Here is a 22,201-nt window from a genome sequence, read left to right on the forward strand (position 1 = left end):
GCTAATGAAAGCTTAACGAAAGAAGATGTACTCCCTATGACGACAATATGAACGGAGTATGAACAAGCAAAAAAATGCTACGTTGTCCAAGGAAACTGCACATTATGCTGTATCATGGAAAATGCGGTTTAGATAATCCGAATGATACCCTATGAATCTAACTAATCTGGTGGCGTTGTGATTGGCAAGGTGACAATGACGGTCGTTCCTTGGCCGGGTTCACTTTCCACTCGAATGTCGCCTTGATGAAGCGATACGATCTGTTTAACGATGGCGAGTCCCATACCGCTACCGCCATATTTACGACTGTGGGAACGATCAGCTTTAAAAAATCGCTCGAATATACGCTTCTGGTCCTCAAGGGAAATACCAATGCCCGTATCGGATATTCGGACTGTTACGCTTTTGATATCTTGCTTGATGCTGACGTTAATAACGCTGCCATCCTTGGAAAATTTGATGCTATTACCGAGTATGTTCGTCCATACCTGGTTTAATTGATCTTGATCCGCCAATAGGCGAACGGTCTTCAAATTGAGCTCGAAACGGATGTTGCGAGCCGACCATTGCGGCTGGATCGCGACGATGACTCGTCTGATCTGTTCATCAAGGCTGAACGTGACCAGCCGCATCTGCTGTGACTGCGATTCAAGCAAACTCAGCTTTAGCAGGCTATCGCTCATTTTGGACATCCGATCTGCTTCCGCGATGATGATATCGAGATAACGGCTTCGCTCGTTATCTGCTATGTCTACTTGCTTGAGTGCTATAGCATAACCGGATATCGAGGTGAGCGGCGACTGAACTTCATGCGACACATTCGTGACGAACTCCCTACGCATCTGCTCAAGTTGCTGTAGATCATGCATCATTTCTTCAAAGCTGCGAGCCAAAGTACCTAGCTCACCCTTTTGCTTAATATTCAGCTTGACGTTGAAATCTCCAACTGCTATACGTCTGGTCGCTTTTGTCAGTTTTTTGATCGGTCTGACTAGGAATATAGAGGCAACCAAAATCAATAGACTTCCTGTTACCAACGAATAGGTCAAAAAAGTAAATAACCATTTTTGGGCAAAAGAGACGGAAGGATACATAAGCGGCTCCACAAACATCGCTTTCATTCCCATTTCCGTTTTCAACCTCAGTCCCAAGAGGTTCATTGAAACACTACTCGGATTAACTTGAACAACTTCTCCACCCAATACTTTCCTTACTTGATCCATCGTCACAGTAACAGGTTTTTGTCCGTTAAGCGTTCCGTAAGACTGGAACTGCCCCGTTTCATCAAAAATTCGAATATAATAGGAATCGAGTTGTTTCATTCCACTTACGAATAAGTCCGCTTCACGTAACGGAATGGTTTCGTAAACCCGGACAATGTCCTGACCAAAGTTAAATAAGGTGGTTTGCAAATTTTCGTTCAATTTCTCTTCAAACACCCAAAATGTTACAAAAAAAGAAATGATCGTGCCCGCGAGGACGGAGACCAGAAATGTCAGGACAACACGTGTATATAAGGATCTGATCATTCGTAAACCTCAAGCCGGTAGCCAAGTCCACGCACCGTCTCGATACGAAAATCGGGTGTTGTAGCGAACCGTTCGCGCAGGCGTTTAATATGTACGTCTATCGTTCGATCATCTCCAGTATAATCGATCCCCCAAATTTGATCGATCAACTGCTCGCGCGTATACACTTGTCCAGGTGTTCCAGCGAGCTTATACAGCAATTCGAACTCCTTGAGCGGCAACGTGAGCGACTCCGTCCCTCTCATCACCTTATAGGTCTGCCGATCAAGGATGACGTTGCCGAACTGGATCATCTGCGTGGTGCCAATCCGATAGCGTTTCAGCAGTGCTCTGACCCGAACTGTCAATTCCAGTGGATCAAACGGTTTCGTCAAATAATCATCTGTTCCAAGTTCGAAACCTTTCACTTTCTCCCATGTTTCGCCTCTCGCAGTCAGCATAAGTAAGGGAAGATCAGGATTGGCTCTTCTGAGCTCCTTGCATAACGTCCAACCATCCATTATCGGCATCATAATATCGAGCACGACAAGATCGACATGCGTTGTAGCGTAGACGGTCAGTGCTTCCTTGCCGTCTGCGGCTTCGGCTGTTGCGAATCCGTCGTTGCGTAGAAATAAACAGACGAGTTCGCGAATGTTCGCATCATCGTCAGCAACCAGTATAGTAGGCATTCGTTTCCTCTTTCCCTGTTTTCATCCCATATTGAAGTAACCATTATACTATAAATAAAATTGAATCGCTCCTATTCTTCCTATAATTTTACAGTGTTATTCCTCCCGGTTTCCGCAGGTCTCAGAGCCCTCATCATGGCCCTGTTGTCCTGATTTACCAATACCCAAAGGGCGGGCAATGCTGGACGTCTTAAATCCCTGCCTTGGTTATACTTTTTTTGCTTCTTGTAACCAGGAATGCTTATCATTTGTCATAAGGACACTCCTGTTAATTAAAAACACCCTACTAGCATTAATGGGGATGGGGGGGACTGACCCCATAACGTGAGACAAATCAAAACACCTTCAAGAGAATCGAGCCATGTCGTAAGATATGGAGATAACCTTGGAGGTGTTTTTACGTTGGCAACGAGAGTGAGTTACCCCTTAGAAATAAAGATGAAAGCTATTGAAATGAGATTGGCAGGAGTTCCAGTAAGAGAGGTTATGGAGCAATTGGGAATACGGAATAAGACACAGCTAAAAACATGGATGAGGTGGTATCGAAAAGGCGAAGTGCATCGTCTGGAGCAACCTGTGGGTAAACAGTACAGCTACGGAAAAGGTCCGGAACACTCTTCGGAGCTCGAAAAATTAAAAGCGGAGAACCGGTTCCTGAAGCAGCAACTGGACCTGCTAAAAAAGTACAAGGAACTGGAAAGGAGGTGGAACCTCAAGTCGTCATTGCCTGGGTCGAGTCCATTCGAGAAGAAGTGACGGTGTCTGAGGCTTGTGCATGGCTCGGGATCGCAAGAGCTACCTACTACCGCTGGAAAGCAAGCGTGGAGACAGAGCGTACAGATGCTACGGTAGAGAAAATCCGGCAGCTTTGCATCCGTCATAAATTTCGGTATGGTTACCGGAAAATCGCCGCACTCCTTCGGAGAGAGCAAAGAACGAATCACAAACGAGTTCAGCGGATGATGCAGCGTGAGGGGCTACAGTGCCGCGTGAGGATGAAGAAACGAAAGGCCACTGGGCAGCCCGCTCATCCAGCAGAAAATCTGTTGAAGCGGCAATTCCATGCAGAGGCGCCCCTGCAAAAGCTCGTCACGGACATCACCTATTTACCATTTGGCGGAAAGATGTTGTACTTCTCCAGCATTCTAGATCTGTACAACGGGGAGATTGTGGCTTACAGTATAGCGGACAAGCAAGATACGTCCTTGGTTTTGGATACGCTGAATCAACTTCCAAAACGGACAAGTATGCTGCTCCATAGCGACCAGGGAAGCGTATATACGTCACAGGCTTATCAAGCTGCAGTAAAGGGAAAAGGCATTACCATGAGCATGTCCCGTAAAGGAACGCCCGCTGATAATGCCCCCATCGAATCGTTTCATTCCACATTAAAGTCTGAAACGTTCTACCTCGAAGATCTCATGTGTACAACGACTGCAATCGTTGAACAGACCGTTCGAGACTACATCACCTACTATAACTCAATTCGGATTCAAGCGAAACTAAATAACCAGTCGCCGGTGGATTACAGGCGACTGGCTGCTTAAACTTGCAAGGTGTTTTGATCCCTGTCTCACAAACGGGGGTCAGTCCCGTAGTCTTAAAGGTTTAAATGTGAGGAATGATAACGCTTTATAAAGTTGGCGATTTAAATCATATCCAGCGCTGTTTTCAGCACATTCGCTCCATTCATCATTCCATAATTCATCATATTGATTACAGTGACTGGAATCTCGTTGCCCACTTCTTTCTTCACGTCATCTTCCGCGTGTCCCATTTGGGGGCCCAGCATAACAATATTGACCGGCATATGCTCTCTTATGCTACTCTCACTACAAGCTTCGATTACAATTTCCACATTTTGTGCACGAGCCGCCTCTTTCATTCTCTCCACCAGCATACTTGTAGAAAATCCTCCTGCGCAAGCCAGCAATATCTTTTTCATTTATCAGGCGTTTGCTTCCTTCGAGGACAGGGCTCGAAACGTAGCTCTTAGCTCGGGACGGACTGTGATAGCTAAGTAATACCAAGTTTCTACAGTCAAGTATTTCCATTTCCGAAAAAGTCTATCGTAGCAAAATTGCGAAAAAATCTACCTCGACAGACAACATAAATTTTTTCATTATTTTTGAACTCCTTAAACTGTTCATGCAGAATTCTCCCTTCACCCTGGGTATATGAATTGTTATGTATTGGACTTACATAGTGCTTACTTGCTGAATATCCCCAGTACCCTCAAGGTTTAATGGCTCCTCTGCCCATCGTCCATTCTCACAAGATCAAGAAAGTGTTGCATTTTTGCCAACGCATAATAACTTCCCCAGACTTTCCCTCGGCTCCCCTTGATTCTTCTTATTGAAACAAGGCATCGTTCCTTTTATATCCCGTGTTCCAAGGCTCTATTATGCTCAGGCCCCTTGCCATAAACAATTTTTCTTCCTTATTTGCATGCTTTTCTAACCTTTCACCCCTCATCATATTCGCAATTTTGCTACACTTCCTCACCTCTATCCCGAGTCGTTGGCCCCCCGTTGACGAGAAAAAAAACACGCATTATGATTCAAGTGAAAATATTCACAATTCATTCCGGAGTGAAAGCGAATGTTTTCACACAATAAACAGAATATCCGCTTTTCTATTTTTCTACTTATTCCGTGATGACGGCAATTAGCTTGCACATGACACTCGGCAGCTTGCCCGCACGTAATGTGAACTTCTAATCTATGTACTTATATCCATATAATTTCAATCCATTTTATTGAAGGAGTGAGCACTCTATGTCCAAAATCATTTCAGCGAGTGAAGCAGCAGCACTTATCCCGGATGGAGTCACCATTGCCGCAAGCGGCTTTGGGCTCTCCTGTTGGGCCGAGGAGATGGGTATCGCCATCGAAGAACGATTCTTGGAATCTGGTCATCCTCGCAACCTAACAGTTGTTCATGCCAGTGCGGTTGGCGACCGCCGGACCAAGGGAATGAGCCATCTAGGTCATGAAGGTCTGATCAAACGCTGGATCGGCGGGATCGCCCTTGCTTCACCTGCTATGGCTAAATTAATTGAAGACAATAAATGTGAAGCCTACAATTTGCCGCAAGGCGTAATCACACAGCTGTTCCGTGAAATTGCTGCCAAGCGCCCAGGTGTCATTACCAAGATAGGCATGGAGACCTTCGTCGACCCTCGTGTGGAAGGCGGCAAAATGTCAGCCTGCACAACGGAGGAGATCGTCAAGCTGATTGAACTGGAAGGCGAAGAATGGCTGTTCTATAAGAGCTTCCCGATTCAGGTCGCATTGATCCGCGGTACCATAGCTGACGAGAACGGGAATTTGACGCTGGAAAAGGAAGGCCTGCATATGGAGGTTCTACAGATTGCTCAGGCAGTGCGCAATTCTGGCGGTATCGTAATTGCTCAGGTAGAGACTGTGGCCAAGAACGGGACCCTGCATCCGAAGGATGTTAGAGTGCCAGGCATTCTGATCGATCATCTAATTATCTCCGAACCGAAAAATCATTTCCAGACTGAAAACACACAATACAGCCCTGCCTTCGCAGGACATGTGAAGGTACCGATGGACGCCATGGAAGTGATTCCGCTCGACGAGCGTAAAATTATCTCCCGTCGTTCCGCAGCTGAGCTAGTACCAAATACCGTTCTGAATCTTGGCGTGGGTATTCCGGTATGTGTGGCTACGGTTGCGGCAGAGGAAGGCGTCAGCGACCAATTGATTCTGACAACCGAAGCAGGCTCAGTCGGCGGCGTACCAGCAGGCATCAAGGATTTTGGGCATGCGTACAACTCTGAGGCCATCGTAGATCATGTGTCCCAGTTCGACTTTTACGACGGTGGTGGTATTGATCTATCCGTGCTAGGGCTGGCTCAGACCGACGAATCCGGGAATGTGAATGTCAGCAAGTTCGGTACCCGTGTTACGGGCTGTGGCGGCTTTATCAACATTTCCCAATCAGCCAAAAAGCTCGTCTTTGCCGGAACTTTCACAGCAGGAGGCCTGCAAATTGCTGTTGAGGACGGCAAGCTTCGGATTGTACAGGAGGGTAAAACTAAGAAATTCCTGAAGGAGGTCCAGCAAATTACCTTCAGTGGCTCTTATGCGACCAAGGTCAAGCAGCGGGTCGTCTATGTGACGGAACGTGCGGTATTCCAGCTGCAAGATGGAAAAATGACACTGACAGAGATCGCGCCTGGCATTGATTTGCAGACCCAGATTCTCGATCAGATGGACTTCATGCCTGTCATCTCACCAGAACTGAAGGAAATGGACGCCGGCATGTTCTGTGAACATTGGGGTAAGCTGCATGACGTGATTACGATCAAGGGTAGCGAGCAAGCGAAGCATGAGGATGTCGCTTTGACTACTGTATAGTACAGCTCAGGAGATACCGGTAGCTGTCAAACGGACTACCAGACACGAATTATGGAATTGCGGAGTAATGCTTCATCCCACGCGCACTGATCCTGCATCAGAAAGGACCAACACGAAATGGAAAATGTACAACTGAATCGCTGGCGCATTCTAATCGCCGCGACCCTGATCAATATTTGCGTCGGCTCTATTTACGCCTTCAGCATTTTTGCACTGCCACTGAGTAAAATGCTTGCAGTGAGCATGCCTGAAATTATGATGGCCTTTACGATTAACGGCGCAATTGCACCGATTCCGGCGATTCTTGGCGGAAAGCTCGTAGACCGGGGAGGTGCCAGAATTGCCATCTTCATTGGCGGTACCATGTTTGGACTTGGCTTCATCTTGACTGGCCTTGCGACTGCACCTTGGATGCTATATCTGACGTATGGCATCATTTCTGGTCTTGGACAAGGTGTCGTCTATGCGGCAACAATCGGTAACACCATCAAGTTCTTCCCAGACAAACGCGGACTCGCGGCTGGAATCGTGACCGCAGGTTATGGCGGTGGAACAGTAATCATTGCCCCACTTGCAAACGCGATGATTACCCACTCAGGAGTTCAGACCACTATGATGATCCTTGGCACCTCCTTTCTGATCGTCATTTTGGCAGGTGGGCTATTTACTCAAGCTTGTCCGGCAGGATATATCCCTGCTGGTTGGACACCACCGCAGACGTCAGGTTTACGTCCGGTTGCCGTGAACTTGAACTGGCGGCAGATGATCAAGCAACCCCTGTTCTACGTCATTGCTTGCCTGTTCCTGATCGGCGCTTTATCTGGCATGATGGTTACATCCAATGCTTCCGTCATTGGCCAGACGATGTTCGGTCTATCGGCCAGTATAGCAGCCTTGTTCGTGAGTCTTTATTCGCTTAGCAACTGTCTGGGACGCATTTTCTGGGGAGCCATATCAGACAAGATTGGCCATCTGCGTTGTCTGATGATGATCTATCTGGTCATTGCCACCATGATGCTGACACTTGCATTATCCGGCTCCATAGTTGGATTTGCTATTGCCATTATTGGCATCGGCCTGTGCTTTGGTGGTACGATGGGCGTCTTCCCTTCAATCGTCGGACAGAAATTTGGCATGAAATACTATGGTGTCAACTACGGAATAACCTTTATAGGCTATTCCGGTGCCGCATTCTTTGGACCGCGAATTGCGAACTCGGTAGCTGCCGCCAATAACGGCATATTCACCAACGCCTTTTACATTGCGCTCGTTATTGCCTTGGTCGGGTTCGCGCTGACATTCCTGTATAAGGCCTTGGAAAATGGTAAGAACCCTGCACCAGCTGCTGTTGAAACCGTTTGATCAATCCGTTGCTATATTAGCAAATCACTATTTTTAGTATTAAGTATAGTACAACCTATAAATTTATATTGGAGGAATTAACCATGAATATTACAGAACTGCTCGGTATCCAGTACCCTATTTTCCAAGGTGCTATGGCCCAAATTGCCCGTGAACCACTCGTAAGTGCTGTATCCAATGCTGGCGGGCTGGGCATTATTGGCTCTGGCGGCATGTCGGCTGAGGTACTTCGTGAAGAAATTCGCAAGGTTCGCGCAGCCACCAACAAGCCGTTTGCCGTAAATCTGATGCTGATGATGCATAATATTCCCGAATTGATCGAGGTTATCGTCGAGGAAAAAGTCAACATTGTTACGACGGGCGCGGGCACACCAGCTCCGTATATGCCAATCTTCAAGGAGCATGGCATTAAGGTGATCGCCGTCATCCCTTCCGTCAAGATTGCCAAAAAAATGGAGGCTATCGGCGTACATGCCCTCGTGGCCGAAGGTACAGAAGCAGGCGGCCATGTCGGTGAAACAACCACCATGGCACTCGTTCCACAGGTTGTTAGCAACGTATCCATCCCTGTCGTTGCCGCAGGCGGCATTGCCGATGGACGCGGAATTGCAGCAGCCTTTGCACTCGGCGCACAGGGAGTTCAGGTCGGAACGCGCTTCCTCACCACCGTCGAATGCCCGACGCATGACAATTTCAAGCAAGCCGTCATTGACGCCGACGATACCAGCACTACGGTTACTGGACGCAGCATCGGTGGACCCGTCCGCAGCATCAAGAACAGCATGATCGCCGAATACCTCAAGCTGGAGCAAGAGCATGCCTCCCGTGACGAATTGGAGAAGATCAGCCTTGGCTCCCTGCGCAAAGCCGTCTTCGAAGGTGATACAGATCGCGGTTCGGTCATGGCAGGACAAATATGCGGCCTGTGCGACGAGATTACGACAGTTGAGCAGATGATTACGACAATGTTCAGCGAAGCGCAGGCACTGCTAAATCGTCTTGGACAGACACAGATTACCGGTGAGCAGATAGCATCAGTATAATATAACTTGTAAACAAAGAAAAAAACGGACCATATCCATATTTAATAGGAAACGGTCCGTTTTTTGATTAGATTTGCGTGCTAATTTTTATCTGGGTAACCTCTGTTGTTCGTAGCGTAAAGCAGATATAATAAAAATGAAACAATCACTTCAGCATAGCCTCGATAATCCAAAAGTGAGTTGATCGATCATGACCCGACGTATAGATAAACGTTCCACCGATGAGAGCGATCAGTCCCCTGCCCCTCTGTTTGTCACGGATTCCAAAGGTAATATTTTAATCTCCAATGAATTCACTGCCTTGACTATCGGCATTCCGTTGGAGGAGCTGTTGCGCTACAATGTACAGGACCTGGTGAAAGCCGGCTACTACAAGGAATCAATAACAATGAAAGCAATACAGTCCAAACAAAAGGTAACTCAGTATATCAACACTGTACGTGGCTTTAAGCTCAAGTCCACTGCTCTTCCAATACTTGATAGTACAGATGAGGTGCAGCTCGTTGTTACCAGTACTAACAACTATAAAGGTGGATTATCCATCATAGCTGCCCCTACGCTGCCACATGCGTATGAGAACAGCAAACGTTCAGTCACTTCAGCCTCTGTACTTAAGAATAACGGGATCATTGCTGAGAGCCTGGCGATGAAGCAAATTATTCAGGTGTGTGACCAGATCGCTTCTTACGATAGCAAAGTACTGATTTTGGGCGAATCAGGGACAGGCAAATCAGTAATTGCCAAATACATTCACCGCCAGAGCGCGAAGTGGAACGGACCTTTCATTCCGATTAATAGTGCCGCTATTCCAGCCGCATTATTCGAATATGAGCTGTTCGGATATGTTCAGGGGGCTATGCCCGGCTTAATGGACGAGAAGCAAGGCTTGTTTGAGGTGGCCAGAGGAGGCATTTTGTTCTTTGATGAGGTCGCCGAGCTTCCACTGGAAATACAGGCCAAACTGCTTGATGTGCTTGAGCGTGGTGAATTCCGGCGTGTGGGGAGCACCGAAGCCATTCTCATTCAATGCCGGATGATATTTGCTACCAATCGTGATCTATGGAGTATGGTGAAAAAAGGATTGTTTCGCGAGGACTTGTACTATCGAATCAATGTCATTCCGATCCATATCCCGCCGCTACGTAGTCGCAGACTGGATCTCGTCGGACTGATTTCCAGCTTTATTGCTCATTTCAATAAGGTATATGATAAAAAGTATGTATTGCCAGCGGACGAATTTCAAAGAATGCTAGCCGAGCCATGGCATGGGAATGCGCGTGAGCTTCGTAATTACATCGAACGATTGATCGTAACTGATCAGACCGTGCTGCGCCAGCAGCAGCCGGTCGAACAAGTTACAGACTGGTTCACATTGGACCATTTCATTCAGGCCAATCGCAGTCAACTGAGCGGGCTGAAGGAATATACGGCGTTAACCGAGGGACGATACATTCAGCAGATGCTGCAGGTCTGTGGTGGCAATAGTGCCGAAGCAGCCAGACAGCTAGGAATTGATCGCTCCGCTGTTTATCGTAAGCTGAAGAAGATGGAGGACATTCTTGCAAAGCTGAAGGTTTAACTACGAAGTACAGAGCACACAGGGCCTATCCTTCCCATTTTCATAGAAGTCACCTATACTAGTGGCTTTCATACAAAAAAGCGTGTCTCAGGTTAAAGGCACTCTTTTTTGTAACGGTTTATTTTTCTCAATTATGCACCCGTCAAAATAAAATGAATGTCATACTTCAAGATCATGTGTTTGCTTGTAGTTATATATAGCGCCTAGCAGATTGGCTTCATTGCCTAATTTACTTTGCTCAATATCTGCACGCACAAAATTTAAGATCGAATCTAGATATAGCTTCTCTAGCTCTTCTTTAATGGTAACTACGAGTAAAGGATTCGCAGATATACCTCCCCCAATTACAAACTTTTCAGGGTCAAGAATTGTTTGTAAATTAATAATCTGAGTTGCAATGTTTCTACAGTATTCTTGAAAAATCGTTGCTGCTCCCTCTGTAATTCTAAGCAAAAAACACCTGCTCTTCGGCAGATGTTCCTCCCCTTTCGTATTTCTTGAGACTATCCGATCCATTTGTCCGTTCTAATCGTTCAACCCTTTGCCCTCCAGAACGGGCTGTGTGTATTTTTCAACCCTTGAAACGCGCGTTTTGAACTGCTTCGGTTCTGAAAAATACAGCAGATACGCTCTCTGGCGTCCGAGCGTCAACGCTTCAAACGCCGTTTTTAGGACCGGTCGCTCCTCGAATTTAAGCCGCAGTTCTTCGGGAACCGTATACTCGGCATGTTTTTCAGTTCCACTGCAAGACCGGCTTCCTCCATCCAAACAGCGCCTCCTCCTAAACACTGTTGGACAAATAGCCGCGCTCAGGGTCAAAGATCATCTTTTGAACGGGTTCTATCCGCTCGTCTATAATTTCTATACGGTGATCTTCCATATTCAATTTAACAATACCGGGATAATTTAATGTAATGAAATAATGCGAGCCGTTGGATTCAATAATTCTCGAAAACTTGCTCTGATCGTTATATTTATGCCCTTTGTCACTGGCAGTTTTATAAGTTTACGGCCGCTTTGATAGATATGGTGGTACACTCTCCAATCCAGCGCTTAGTTTATCGTCAAGCATGAACGTGCGAGCAGCGGAGAGATTGTTGTTCCTTTTCATAATTGATATATCTACAACTCAGTGCATGTAGCGCGTTTATTGCTGCTCGGCAAATCTCCACCAGGCAAATGTTCCGACTATTCCGGCTATTCCCGTAGACGCAAGAATGATTATACTACTCAACTTTAAAAACCCGGTGCTTTGAAATATCGACGGGATGGTCCACGGAAAATAGGGGGCGAATCCAAAAGAGGCCAAAACATTTGAGAGAATGACGATTATCAGGATGAGTCCTAATGGTGCCAAGTATCCCTTGCTCACATTGGCCAGAAGAGTGCCTGGTGTGGTAACAATAATAAACAATAGCGATGTTATAATGAATTTAAAGAAGATATTCCAAATAAAAGAAGCTGACCCGCCCGCAACTCCTAGAATACCCCCCACGGCAAAACCTATGGCAAACATATACATGGAAAGTAATAGGCTCCATGCTAAAATTACAATAAATTTGGAAAGTACAATTTTCGATCTGGAAACGGGCTTTGCAAGCAAATCTTTAATTGTTTTATCCGAAAACTCTCGTCCAAATACCCATGCCGCGATAAAGGTGTACCCGATAAGTCCCAGCGGGGCAAGACTATCAAGCAATTCGGTTAAATACATTTTCCAATTGATGCCGCCGGCGTCACTGGATAAAATAATTCCGACACCCATCATGATTGGCCCAAATGCAAAAATAAGAAATACCAACCAAAACACATTGGCGCGGATAATCTTGCGAATCTCACAATGTAAGACAGAAAAAATATTCATTATATATTCCCCCTTGTCATACCAATTGTGCGGAGAAAATATCCTTCCAAATCCTCCGTAATCACTCGAAGCAATGTTGGCGGTTGATTGGATTTAACCAGCAGTTCGGCCAGTCGTTCAGGACTATCCGCTGCGTGGTCATCGGTTAGTTTAATATAGCCGTCTATTGTCTCCTCAAATTCATATCCATGCTCTTCAAGCACCTCCTTTAAGGCATGTTTGTCGCGGCCATTCACCACTAAGTTTTTCTGTAACGATTGCTCCAGCTTATCCATTGCGACTTCTTTAACAAGATGGCCATTGTGAATAATCCCAATGCGTGTGGAAACTTTCGAGAGCTCCTCTAACAGATGGCTGGATATAAAAACAGTTACGCCGAAATTTTTCGCTAGGCCATATAACATATTCCGTATCTCCGCCACGCCTGCGGGATCGAGGCCATTTATCGGCTCATCCAATATTAGAATTTCCGGATTGTGAATCATTGCCTTCGCAAGTCCCAGGCGCTGTTTGTTTCCTAAAGAAAGATTCTTTGCCTTTTTCTGTTTGTGCGGCTCAAGCCCCAACTTATAGATAACCCGATTTACGGAATCTTTGTCAGGCACCCCTTGCATGCGTCGTGCTATGTCAAGATTTTCAACTACAGTTAAATCGGGATAAAAAGTAGCCTTCTCCAAATATCCAACCTTGTCCCATAATTTATAGTTTCCGGCATCGACCTTTTCACCTAACATATAGAGCTTGCCGGAGGTTGGCTTGAGCATCGCCAAGAGCATCTTTATGGTCGTTGTCTTTCCAGCGCCATTCAGTCCCAAAAATCCAAATATCTCTCCTCGGCTCACCTCCAGCGAAAGATTGTTCAATGCGATATAGTCGTCAAATTTTTTGTGCACTCCCTCAATTTGTATGGCGGGCGTTCCTCCATTTTTTTCCTTTGATAAAATACTCATAGCCTTCAACTCCTCCATAAAGAGAGAGCTTATTCAGGATTCTAAGTACGACACTCCTGAACAAGCTCAATCAGAAATTTTTCAATAAATCTACTTTATGATGTCCTGGCAATCGCTTAAGCGAGGCGAGGCTGGCCCAAGCCCAATTGAGCAGAGCCAATTCAGCACTACCTCATGCAGCACGTTGATGTTGTCTACCTGACAGTGTTCTAATCCGCCAAGTCGTCTATCCTCTATCGGGTAGAACGTCTTGTTTTTCGAACCCGCTTGCTCGTAATTCTTCAAGGCTTGTGTCAGCGGATTTGGCTGAACCAATATCTCTTCCGCTCCGTGCATTACAAGAAGCGGACATTCTATCTGGTGGAGCACGCCCTCAAGATCATAGGCAAAACGCGGATTCCCCGCAAAATCCTCCAAGCTTTTTGCCCCCAGAATTCTCATGCCGTGTGCGGCCAGACTCGGCGGCATCCATTTAAGCATGGCATCCCAGTCGAAGGCGTGCGTACCGCCGTCGGAGATGACGGCAGCAATCCTGTGATCGAACGAAGCGAATCGCAGCGAGTCGTAAGCCGCAAAACTCTCCCCGTGCACGATAATCTTATCGGGATCGACTTCCGGCCGCGTTAGAAGAAAGTCGATTGCTCGGGAATGGAAAGCCTCACTGTCCGCTCGTCTTCCTTTTCCCTTTTCGTACAGCGAGAGGCCGGTGCCAGGCTGGTCATAGACCAGAAAGTTATATCCACACGAAATAAAAGCGGGACCTAGCCAGAAATAGTTTTCAATTGACCACTCGTCGCCACCGTTGAGAGCAAAAAGGGTCGGCTTCGGACCTTTTATCCAGGAAGGGGAGAAGAAGTAACCATCCAACTTGACATCTTCGTAATCGACTTGGATCTTCTCCGGTTGGACATCGAAGTACTTTCCGGCAGCTTCGAAGAGTTCATTTACTTTCTTAAATATACGGATTTTCTCGGTGTCATCATCCATCACCACATATTCCGCAATTCTGTAGTAATTGCAGGCACGAATGTAGCAGTTTCGTGCTGTATACCAGTTTCCAGCCGTTTCGGCCTCCTTGCCGTGTCTTTCCAATGCCTGAGCCGTTATGAGCCATTCCCTGTGCCACGTGTCCTTGTCATCGGGGTCGATTTTTTTGCAGGCCTCGTAGATCTCGGTGACGTCCGTAGCACCGAGGCTTGCCATACCTAAAGCTTTGGTGACTTGGTATGACATCATGTAGTTATTGGGCCAACGGCTGAACTCAATTGACATTGCAACATCCTCCTTTTCCAGTTCTAGTGATTGTAGTTTTTTTACTACAAGTAATTTTTACAACACAAAGATAAAGCTTCTTTAAAAGAAAAATAAATGTTTATAAAGAGAATATAAAAAACTATAAACCGCTGAAAAAACAAAAAAGGCTGCTGCCTGGGTGTTCACACCTGGCAGCAGCCTTTAACTCCTGTAGTAAAAGAAAATGTGCAAAAATAAAATCAGTGTTGTGCGGCCAAGGGAAGGCTGAATCTTATCCCCAAACCGCCATATTCGGAAGGGTAGGCGCAAATTTCGCCCCTATGATGTTCAATAATGGATTTACAGCTTGCAAGACCCAGACCCAGCCCGCCCTTTTGGATTTGCCGCGATTTATCCACAGTGAAAAATTTGAGGAACAGAGAAGATATATCCTTATCTGGCACTCCAATTCCATTATCCTCGATTTGAAAAAAGGCATACTGTCCTAGCGGGTATCCGGTCATATACACTTTCAGTTTATTTTTCCCTCCATATCTTACAGCATTGCTAAAGAGGTTACCGAAAACCCGACGGATCATCGGTTCATTGACCATCAGCAATATATTTTCCGTGAATGAATGGCGGCAAGTAAGCTCGTTGTCAAGTCCCGCCAACTCATACTCATATTCAAGGGCAATGTTTTCAAATAATTTTGATGCTTTTACAGGTTTAGCTACCATAGATTCCAACTCCAGTTTTTCTTTGGTGAAGCTGGAGAAATCATTGATGAGTTCGACCATATATCCTGACTTCTTTTGAATCAAATCATAATATTCCTGCTTTTCAGTTTCTGGTAAATCCTTGTGTGTAGCCAGCAGTTCAGTAAAACCATTAATAGATGTCAAGGGTGTTTTCAAGTCGTGGGCAATTGCCGCGATCATATCGATCTGCTCTTTGTGCGCGAGTTGAAGCCGATGCTCCATCTTATTGAAGTGCTTATAAAGTTCTCCGATCTCATCATTACTTCTCAGAGCTAGCGGAGGCAGTGGATGTACAATATTTACTTCCTCAAGCCTGGTATTCAGAAGCTGAATGGGTTTCTCTATGCAAAAATGAATATAGATAATCAGAATAATAAATATGAAACAGGCAATTGCAAATATGGGCAGGAGCAATACTATATATCGCGAGTCCAGCAATGAACTGCGTATAGGGGAATATATTGCAAAGACAAGCTTCAGATACATTCCAATCGAAAACATGAATATTATAAACATCAGCAGGAACAAAAGAGGAAGCTTTATTTTCAGTTTCATACTATTGCTCTCTTTCCGTGTATTTATATCCTATGCCCCATATTGTTTTAATAAAGTCATATTCAGAACCAAGTTTCTTACGGATATTTTTTATATGAACCGTTACGGTATTTATTTCTCCGTATTCGTCTCCCCAGACGTTTTCATATATCTGCTCACGAGTCAATACATGATTCGGGTGGCGCATGAGGATAGACAGAATCTGAAATTCCTTCGTTGATAAGTCGAGCTTCCTGCTATTCAGAAATGCTTCAAACGTCTTATCGTTCAAAATGAGCGGAGCATCCGCCTTTTCGTTACTGGGACTAAGTTCATCCCACTCTTTAAAAAGCCTGTCCACTTTTCTGAAGTGAGCCTTTATCCTGGAGACAAGCTCCTGAATACTGAAAGGTTTGGTCATGTAATCGTCTGCTCCTATTTCGAGCCCGACGATTTTATCAATGTCCTTATCACGCGCACTTAAAAACAGAATTGGGACATTATAAGAATTTCGGATACTTCTGCAGACATCAAGTCCATCCATATCAGGCATCACTATATCAAGAACGATGAAATCAATGTGATTTTCTTCCAATGCAGATAAGGCTTCTTTCCCGGAACATGCCGAAATTATTGCAAATTGCTCGTACCTTAAACTCTTTGTGATGAGTTTTACGATTTCTTCATCGTCGTCTACAACTAATATCGTTTTCGGCATCTTTATACCTCCCAACCTCTTTAAATGGACTGCATTTATATAACACAAGAACCGCATGGACTCGAATTGACAAAAAAAGTCGCGCTCAAAGCGCCTCTCCAGTTCCGGATACGCTGGAATAAGAGCTTGAGCAACGCCTTGGGGAATTCTGGATTTAACAAGCTGGTATGCCCTTCAATAGCGGTCGAGTTATGGGCGTCAGTGTCAATTTAGAACAGATAAATATACGAACATTTATTCCTTTCGGATAAATAATATCAACAACCAGCGCAAAATCTTTCTTCTTATGCGGTGTTCATGAATTTCATGATTCAGGATTCTTTGGTACCGGCTATTGTAGGCTATTTTTAAACAATTGATGATCAGAATTACGCAAACGGATCTGATATAAATAATAATTCCTTAATCTTGTTGATGCAATTCTCCACTTCGTAAATAGAATCAAGGTATAAATATTGAATTGCATAGTCCGTAGAAGTACGTGCACCACCATGAACACAAAGCTTGATACTAACCTCTTCCAGCATTTTATTTACCAAGATTTTATTTCTCCTTGTTAATCTATCCAGAGTGTCTCTGTGCTCTGTATACACATACTCCACTAACGAGATCTCATTTTTGTGTTTACTTGTTACATACTCTCGTAGAGTCATGTCCCCCTGTCTCTTTAAAGCACCAATCAGCACAAAATCACTAGGGGAAATAAGCTTTGTTAATGCTCTTAATGAAATATCTTCGCTATCTTTAAATTTATTGAAGTTCTCTCTTTATCATAAGATCCGTCATCAAATGAACCTACTGAAGTTTGATAATAAGAAAATTCCCTATCACTATCCCCAATAATTACCTTTAAGCGATTCATAAACTTTTCTCCATAGATAGCGCTAGCAAAGCTAACCATTTCTTGCAGTTTTTTTAGAAAAAGTTCTTCCCGCTCTTGTAAACTTTTTTGTAAAAGAAGATTCAGGATATATCTCAATCGATCTTCCATGAATGGTTCTAAACTATCCGAAACCAAAACACAATAATCGTATGTTTTGCATTTTCTTACTCTCACATTAGATATTGGAACCGAAATATCTTCAGGATTATGATAAGTAAAATATTGTTTTCTATCGTGGCCGTTTACATTGGTCGTTCTTGATGTTAAAGAGTAATTGAACTCAATGGTTAAGTTGGCTTCTTCGACATCGAGAAATATACCAAACCTGTTTTTTTATAAATGTATTCATCGAAATCCACTCTTTTTCTAGCATCTGTATAGTCTCTAGCCGAAGAAAATTTTATGAATTTGGACTTATCAAAGATCCAGAAATCTTGAATACTAACGGACTCAAATAAATTATGACGTTCTTCCCATTGGGCAATGGTAAGAGGGGCTATGCTGAAATTCAAAAGCCCATTTCATTCCCTCATACTCTCCATCTTGATGCTCAACATAAATATCTGCTATTTGCCTTGTAGTGGGGATATACACTTCAAATTCCACAATTGCATTAGGAAATTTACCTTTTAACCAATTGTACATTATCCTGAAAGTAACCTTCTATAAAAAATAAAAAAAGGGCTCAAATCTTTGGTAGAATGGTGTTTGTCGAGAACAAAATCACCCAAAGAGAGGAGCACCTTTTAGGTGAAGTCTACCACACCCATCCATAAAATCAAGACCTAATTTCCCCTAAACCAGTCCACAAACATCGGAGGAAGCAAGATCTTCCTCGATTATCTCGAAAAAATTAAACTGAGCCAGGTGCTCCAAACCTTATCCGGAGGCAAAGCTCACAATGCACTGTTCCCAGTGCACCGCATTCTGCTATACCTCATCGTCGGCTGGATACTGGGCTGTGAGCGTCTGTTTCACTTTCGCCGATGGCAAAAGGACTCCCTCCTTCAGCGGTTTCTCGGTGGACGCTGTCCACACCACTCGCTTCTGTACAAGGAACTGGATCGGCTGGGAAAAACGAATCCTAATGTACGAATGGAACTCCGGCAAGTGAACCTCGAAGTGATCCGGCCTTGTCTGCCCTCCAAGCTCATTCTCGATTTGGATTCGACCGTGGAGACGGTCTACGGCAATCAGGCCCAAGCGGCGAAAGGCGTGAATGCCCATAAGCCGGGGCGCAAAAGCTATCATCCCTTGCTCGCTTTTGAAGGACAGTCCCGCCTTTGCCTGAATGCCGTGCTACGGGCAGGAAACGTTCACTCGTCCACCGAGGCCGCCCCTTTTCTGAAAGAGACCTTTGACCTCTTAGGTCAGCACCCGGTCCAATACGCCCGGTTTGACAAGGGCTTTGGCGGCGAAGACTTCTATTCGCTCTGGAAAGGACGGCAGATCGGCTATGTGGGCAAAATGAAATGGACCAAACGTTTGGCGGCTGAAGTGGCCGCTTGTCGGTATTGGAAACGTTACGTGGACGAAGACTGGATCATTGAAGGCATCGCCCTTTGGTACCAAGCCACGTCTTGGAAGAAACCACGGCGGGTCGCCGTCATCCGCAAGGCGAAAGTCGTTCAGGACGACCAAGCTTGTCTCCTGCTGGATACCGATTGGGAGTATGAAGCGATCGTCACGAGCCTGGAGTGGGAATCCATCGATTTGTGGCGCTTTTACAACCAGCGGTGTTGTATGGAAAACTACATCCAGGAAGCCAAGTGCGGATTTGCCATCGATAAAATCGCCACGGGCTCTTTTGAAGCCAATGAAATTGACCTGCTCGTCAAATTACTGGCCTATAACCTGTACGAGCGATTCAAACAAGATTGCTGCGAACCGGTTCATAGGGGCTACACGTTTGCAAGGTTTCGTCTGGAATTCTTCCGGAATCTACGTGCTGGTAAGCCGTTTTGGAATATTCCCCCTGTTAATACACCCTGATTCTTACAGGTTTTTTGAGCGGTGAGTCTCTGGCTTCTTTGATCTTACGGGCTTTCGAAATTCAGGATAATATATATTATGTTATTTTTATGATCACCATTGTATCGAATTAAAGAAGTCGACCTTGACTTCAACGCCTGTCCAATCGTATAGTATGGTTATATCTTCAATTAAGGGAGAGATTTTGATGTCGGTGAACGTTCTTAACTAAGCAATTGCATATTCAGGGAGTATCATCAGGCGCTTGTACCCTTCGGGGACAGGTTTGTTTGTTGCTTTGTTGTTACCCTGATATTAGTTAAGAACATGCGGATATCATAAATCGCCTTCGGGATTATCTTCATCCAGGCCCTATTCCGTGCTGTGTTCAGCGCGGTTTTTTTGTTTTCAGATTTTGTAACTTCCCTTTAAACGTCTTCCATTCGATCCAAATAGCTTAGAAAAGAGCTGTTGCGTGAATAAATTGGAAACACGGAACTCGGAACTACAAAAGCTGCATAACAGGCTTATTTGATGATAAATTCCCTCTTTCTTTAAGGGCGGAGAATGAACGTTTTGTTCATTCTCCGCCCTTTTTTATTTTAACAGCAAGGTTTCCAAAATCCTGACACTACACAACTAAAGGAGCGATTTATTCATGAACGAAACTACAATGCTGCGTTTGGAATATGATCAAATTAAAACAAGAGTTTCCGAATGTGCTTTTTCTTACCTGGGTAAGCGTCACGCTGCTTCTATGCGGCCAATTGCTGATATCCGTACAATTAAGATTCGTCTTGACGAAACGAACGAAGCCTTACAGATCATTCGCCATGGAGCAAGCGTCCCTGTTCCTTCGTTGGAAGGAATGGAGCACATTCTTCATCTGCTCGGAACCGGGTATATGTTCAGCGAGCTCGATTTTTCTCATATGGCTCAATTCATTAGAAGCTGCATTCAACTAATAAAATATATGCATTCCAAGGCGGACGCTGCTCCAACCGTCAGCGCTTATGCATCTTCCATGTATAGCATGGAGCCACTTCTATCCGAAATCGAAAGATGTATTCATTCGGGACGTGTGACGGATATCGCCAGTAAAGAACTAGCTAAAATTCGCAAAAAAATTGCGGTTACTGAAGAACGTATCAAGAGAAAACTTGACTCTCTCACCAGCCGTCACCGATCCATTATGCAGGAAAATATGATTAGTCAGCGCAATGGCCGTTACGTGCTTCCAATCAAAAAAGAATTCCGTAAACAAGTGAAAGGCAATGTACTGGATGAATCGGGAAGTGGTCAAACGGTTTACGTTGAACCTGCCGAGATCACGAATCTGCAATTCGATCAGAGCGCGAACATGGCAGAAGAATCAAAAGAAGAAATGAAAGTACTGGGAGACCTGACGGCAATGGCTGAGTTATACAATCGGGAACTAAGCATCAATACAGAGACGGTAGGTGTACTGGATTTTTTATTGGCAAAAGCCAAATACGCCATGACTCTGGATGCTGTCCCTGTCGAACTTAACCTTGACGGGATTATAGACATCCGAGGTGCACGTCACCCGTTGATGTCCAATACCATGGTGCCGCTTGATTTCTCAATTGGTGAAGGATATTCCTCACTCATCATCACCGGACCGAACACAGGCGGAAAAACGATGGCCCTCAAAAGCGTCGGTCTATTAACATTAATGGTGCAATCTGGGCTACTGGTACCTGTTTTGCATGGCAGCCGAATGGCTGTATTCGAGGAAATTGTGGTTGACATCGGGGATGGACAAAGCATTGAACATGCTTTGAGCACCTTTTCTGCACACATCCGCAACATGATTAGCATTTTAGAAACGACGGGCAACTCTACTCTGATCCTGATTGACGAGATGGCATCTGGTACCGATCCGGGAGAAGGGGTAGGGCTCTCTATCGCGTTGCTAGAAGAATTCCACCGTCGCCGGGCGACAGTAGTGGCTACAACCCACTTTAGCGAAATCAAGCATTTTGCTGAAAACACACCGGGATTTCAGAATGCTCGTATGGAGTTTGATACCGAAACGCTGCAACCATTGTACCGACTTCGCATTGGAGAGGCCGGAGAAAGCTATGCATATGCGATTGCCTTGAAGCTGGGCATGTGGACACGTATTATCGAGCGTTCTGAGGCCATTTCTGCAGGCAGAGTGTCTCGGAAAACACAGGAATCGTTTGTTATTCCCCCTTCTGTAGATGATGAAAAGTCTGATGATGCAAATAAGCCTCTCCCTAAAAAAGCAGCTTTAGACGGTACAGTCACAAAACGGGGGAAACAAGAAATTCCTCTCAAAACCAAGCCATTTGCCCTTGGTGATAGTGTTTACGTAGGCTACCTGGATCGAACTGGAATTGTATACAAAACCGAGGATGAACGGGGGAATGTCGGGATTTTAATCCAAGGACAGAAGCTAACCATAAACAAAAAGAGGCTCGCCCTTCACATCGCTGCTACTGAATTGTATCCTGACGACTATGATCTGGATATTGTTTTAGAAACCAAGGAAAACCGCAAAAAACGAAAACTGCTGGGACGCAAGCATGTCGAAGGAGTGATGATTGAATCTCCCCCGGAAAATGAAATATAGACACATGCGTATATTCTCAATATAAAAAATAAGTTACTTTTATATTGTCAGTGAAACTTGAATCTGCAAGCGGACACTTGATAAGAGTGATCCACTTG

At 45.0% G+C, this 22,201-nt stretch carries 18 protein-coding genes and 2 pseudogenes; 7 read left to right on the plus strand and 13 right to left on the minus strand.

Translation table 11 applies throughout. The features are described from left to right. Window positions 1-161 precede the first annotated feature (161 nt). Complete coding sequence (locus tag MKX30_RS01705; protein WP_341062371.1) at window positions 162-1,529, minus strand: sensor histidine kinase; 1,368 nt, start codon at window positions 1,527-1,529, stop codon at window positions 162-164. Next, window positions 1,526-2,200, minus strand: a complete 675-nt coding sequence (locus MKX30_RS01710) for a response regulator transcription factor (RefSeq protein ID WP_023988895.1) — start codon at window positions 2,198-2,200, stop codon at window positions 1,526-1,528. Before MKX30_RS01710 ends, MKX30_RS01705 begins: the two co-directional genes overlap by 4 nt. A gap of 402 nt (window positions 2,201-2,602) precedes the next feature. Between MKX30_RS01710 and MKX30_RS01715 the strand changes: the two genes are divergently transcribed. Beyond that, window positions 2,603-3,747, plus strand: a protein-coding gene (locus MKX30_RS01715) for an IS3 family transposase (protein WP_110455586.1) whose coding sequence is annotated in 2 segments (ribosomal slippage) — window positions 2,603-2,876 and window positions 2,876-3,747 — 1,146 coding nt in all. Because the reading frame shifts where the segments join, the coding sequence is not laid out codon by codon here. A gap of 101 nt (window positions 3,748-3,848) precedes the next feature. Here the strand turns inward: MKX30_RS01715 and MKX30_RS01720 are convergent. Then, complete coding sequence (locus tag MKX30_RS01720; RefSeq protein ID WP_023988898.1) at window positions 3,849-4,145, minus strand: PTS sugar transporter subunit IIB; 297 nt, start codon at window positions 4,143-4,145, stop codon at window positions 3,849-3,851. 832 nt (window positions 4,146-4,977) lie between these two features. Here MKX30_RS01720 and MKX30_RS01725 point away from each other — a divergent pair. From MKX30_RS01725 to MKX30_RS01740, 4 genes are all read left to right on the plus strand, one after another. Further along, window positions 4,978-6,585, plus strand: a complete 1,608-nt coding sequence (locus tag MKX30_RS01725) for an acyl CoA:acetate/3-ketoacid CoA transferase (RefSeq protein WP_023988899.1) — start codon at window positions 4,978-4,980, stop codon at window positions 6,583-6,585. A gap of 117 nt (window positions 6,586-6,702) precedes the next feature. Further along, window positions 6,703-7,947 (plus strand): L-lactate MFS transporter, encoded by a 1,245-nt coding sequence (locus MKX30_RS01730; protein WP_023988900.1) that lies wholly within the window; start codon window positions 6,703-6,705, stop codon window positions 7,945-7,947. Window positions 7,948-8,030: 83 nt separating this feature from the next. After that, window positions 8,031-8,990 carry a DUF561 domain-containing protein gene (locus MKX30_RS01735; RefSeq protein ID WP_023988901.1) on the plus strand — a complete coding sequence of 320 codons (960 nt, stop codon included), beginning with the start codon at window positions 8,031-8,033 and terminating at the stop codon, window positions 8,988-8,990. 190 nt (window positions 8,991-9,180) lie between these two features. Beyond that, window positions 9,181-10,569: a sigma-54 interaction domain-containing protein gene (locus MKX30_RS01740; protein WP_069080625.1), complete on the plus strand. Its 1,389-nt coding sequence runs from the start codon at window positions 9,181-9,183 to the stop codon at window positions 10,567-10,569. A gap of 159 nt (window positions 10,570-10,728) precedes the next feature. Here MKX30_RS01740 and MKX30_RS01745 read toward each other — a convergent pair whose 3' ends face one another. The 10 genes and pseudogenes from MKX30_RS01745 to MKX30_RS27375 form a co-directional block, all read right to left on the minus strand. Continuing rightward, entirely contained in the window at window positions 10,729-11,022 is a 294-nt protein-coding gene (locus MKX30_RS01745) for an ROK family protein (RefSeq protein ID WP_023988903.1), read from the minus strand. 72 nt (window positions 11,023-11,094) lie between these two features. Further along, window positions 11,095-11,342 (minus strand): annotated as a pseudogene (locus tag MKX30_RS01750) (YdeI/OmpD-associated family protein); the annotation flags it as partial. 374 nt (window positions 11,343-11,716) lie between these two features. Beyond that, a complete protein-coding gene (locus MKX30_RS01755; protein WP_316243771.1) occupies window positions 11,717-12,433 on the minus strand; it encodes an ABC transporter permease in 717 nt (238 codons plus the stop codon). After that, complete coding sequence (locus MKX30_RS01760; RefSeq protein WP_254347406.1) at window positions 12,433-13,383, minus strand: ABC transporter ATP-binding protein; 951 nt, start codon at window positions 13,381-13,383, stop codon at window positions 12,433-12,435. The genes MKX30_RS01755 and MKX30_RS01760 overlap by 1 nt, the downstream gene beginning before the upstream one ends. A gap of 90 nt (window positions 13,384-13,473) precedes the next feature. Further along, window positions 13,474-14,655, minus strand: coding sequence for an alpha/beta hydrolase family protein (locus MKX30_RS01765; RefSeq protein ID WP_023988906.1), 1,182 nt, complete (start codon window positions 14,653-14,655; stop codon window positions 13,474-13,476). 221 nt (window positions 14,656-14,876) lie between these two features. After that, on the minus strand, window positions 14,877-15,932 hold the full coding sequence (locus tag MKX30_RS01770; RefSeq protein WP_341062372.1) for a HAMP domain-containing sensor histidine kinase: 1,056 nt from the start codon (window positions 15,930-15,932) through the stop codon (window positions 14,877-14,879). A gap of 1 nt (window position 15,933) precedes the next feature. Further along, the gene (locus MKX30_RS01775; protein WP_013310135.1) at window positions 15,934-16,629 is read right to left on the minus strand and encodes a response regulator transcription factor; all 696 of its coding nucleotides are present in this window, start codon (window positions 16,627-16,629) and stop codon (window positions 15,934-15,936) included. Between the two features lie 368 nt (window positions 16,630-16,997). Then, window positions 16,998-17,168, minus strand: a complete 171-nt coding sequence (locus MKX30_RS01780; RefSeq protein ID WP_341062373.1) for a hypothetical protein — start codon at window positions 17,166-17,168, stop codon at window positions 16,998-17,000. Between the two features lie 182 nt (window positions 17,169-17,350). Further along, a complete protein-coding gene (locus tag MKX30_RS01785) occupies window positions 17,351-17,620 on the minus strand; it encodes a hypothetical protein (RefSeq protein WP_340958618.1) in 270 nt (89 codons plus the stop codon). A gap of 351 nt (window positions 17,621-17,971) precedes the next feature. Beyond that, window positions 17,972-18,157 (minus strand): competence protein CoiA family protein, encoded by a 186-nt coding sequence (locus tag MKX30_RS27375; RefSeq protein ID WP_444850690.1) that lies wholly within the window; start codon window positions 18,155-18,157, stop codon window positions 17,972-17,974. A 105-nt stretch (window positions 18,158-18,262) separates the two neighbouring features. On the opposite strand from MKX30_RS27375, the pseudogene MKX30_RS01790 reads away from it, so the two are divergent. Both MKX30_RS01790 and MKX30_RS01795 read left to right on the plus strand, forming a co-directional pair. Then, a pseudogene (locus tag MKX30_RS01790) lies at window positions 18,263-19,447 on the plus strand (IS1380 family transposase); the annotation flags it as partial. 694 nt (window positions 19,448-20,141) lie between these two features. Continuing rightward, a complete protein-coding gene (locus MKX30_RS01795; RefSeq protein ID WP_076295087.1) occupies window positions 20,142-22,103 on the plus strand; it encodes an endonuclease MutS2 in 1,962 nt (653 codons plus the stop codon). The last annotated feature ends 98 nt before the right edge of the window (window positions 22,104-22,201 follow it).

The organism is Paenibacillus sp. FSL P2-0173 (assembly GCF_038008045.1).
GTDB classification, from domain to species: Bacteria; Bacillota; Bacilli; order Paenibacillales; family Paenibacillaceae; genus Paenibacillus; species Paenibacillus polymyxa_B.

What these genes read in the sequence shown, in the direction of transcription:
- MKX30_RS01710 (WP_023988895.1), bottom strand. Translation starts at nt 2,200, where the DNA reads ATGCCTACTATACTGGTTGCTGACGATGATGCGAACATTCGCGAACTC.
- MKX30_RS01770 (WP_341062372.1), bottom strand. Translation starts at nt 15,932, where the DNA reads ATGAAACTGAAAATAAAGCTTCCTCTTTTGTTCCTGCTGATGTTTATA.
- MKX30_RS01765 (WP_023988906.1), bottom strand. Translation starts at nt 14,655, where the DNA reads ATGTCAATTGAGTTCAGCCGTTGGCCCAATAACTACATGATGTCATAC.
- MKX30_RS01785 (WP_340958618.1), bottom strand. Translation starts at nt 17,620, where the DNA reads ATGGAAGATCGATTGAGATATATCCTGAATCTTCTTTTACAAAAAAGT.
- MKX30_RS01705 (WP_341062371.1), bottom strand. Translation starts at nt 1,529, where the DNA reads ATGATCAGATCCTTATATACACGTGTTGTCCTGACATTTCTGGTCTCC.
- MKX30_RS01760 (WP_254347406.1), bottom strand. Translation starts at nt 13,383, where the DNA reads ATGAGTATTTTATCAAAGGAAAAAAATGGAGGAACGCCCGCCATACAA.
- MKX30_RS01730 (WP_023988900.1), top strand. Translation starts at nt 6,703, where the DNA reads ATGGAAAATGTACAACTGAATCGCTGGCGCATTCTAATCGCCGCGACC.
- MKX30_RS01755 (WP_316243771.1), bottom strand. Translation starts at nt 12,433, where the DNA reads ATGAATATTTTTTCTGTCTTACATTGTGAGATTCGCAAGATTATCCGC.
- MKX30_RS01795 (WP_076295087.1), top strand. Translation starts at nt 20,142, where the DNA reads ATGAACGAAACTACAATGCTGCGTTTGGAATATGATCAAATTAAAACA.
- MKX30_RS27375 (WP_444850690.1), bottom strand. Translation starts at nt 18,157, where the DNA reads ATGTACAATTGGTTAAAAGGTAAATTTCCTAATGCAATTGTGGAATTT.
- MKX30_RS01725 (WP_023988899.1), top strand. Translation starts at nt 4,978, where the DNA reads ATGTCCAAAATCATTTCAGCGAGTGAAGCAGCAGCACTTATCCCGGAT.
- MKX30_RS01740 (WP_069080625.1), top strand. Translation starts at nt 9,181, where the DNA reads ATGACCCGACGTATAGATAAACGTTCCACCGATGAGAGCGATCAGTCC.
- MKX30_RS01720 (WP_023988898.1), bottom strand. Translation starts at nt 4,145, where the DNA reads ATGAAAAAGATATTGCTGGCTTGCGCAGGAGGATTTTCTACAAGTATG.
- MKX30_RS01775 (WP_013310135.1), bottom strand. Translation starts at nt 16,629, where the DNA reads ATGCCGAAAACGATATTAGTTGTAGACGACGATGAAGAAATCGTAAAA.
- MKX30_RS01735 (WP_023988901.1), top strand. Translation starts at nt 8,031, where the DNA reads ATGAATATTACAGAACTGCTCGGTATCCAGTACCCTATTTTCCAAGGT.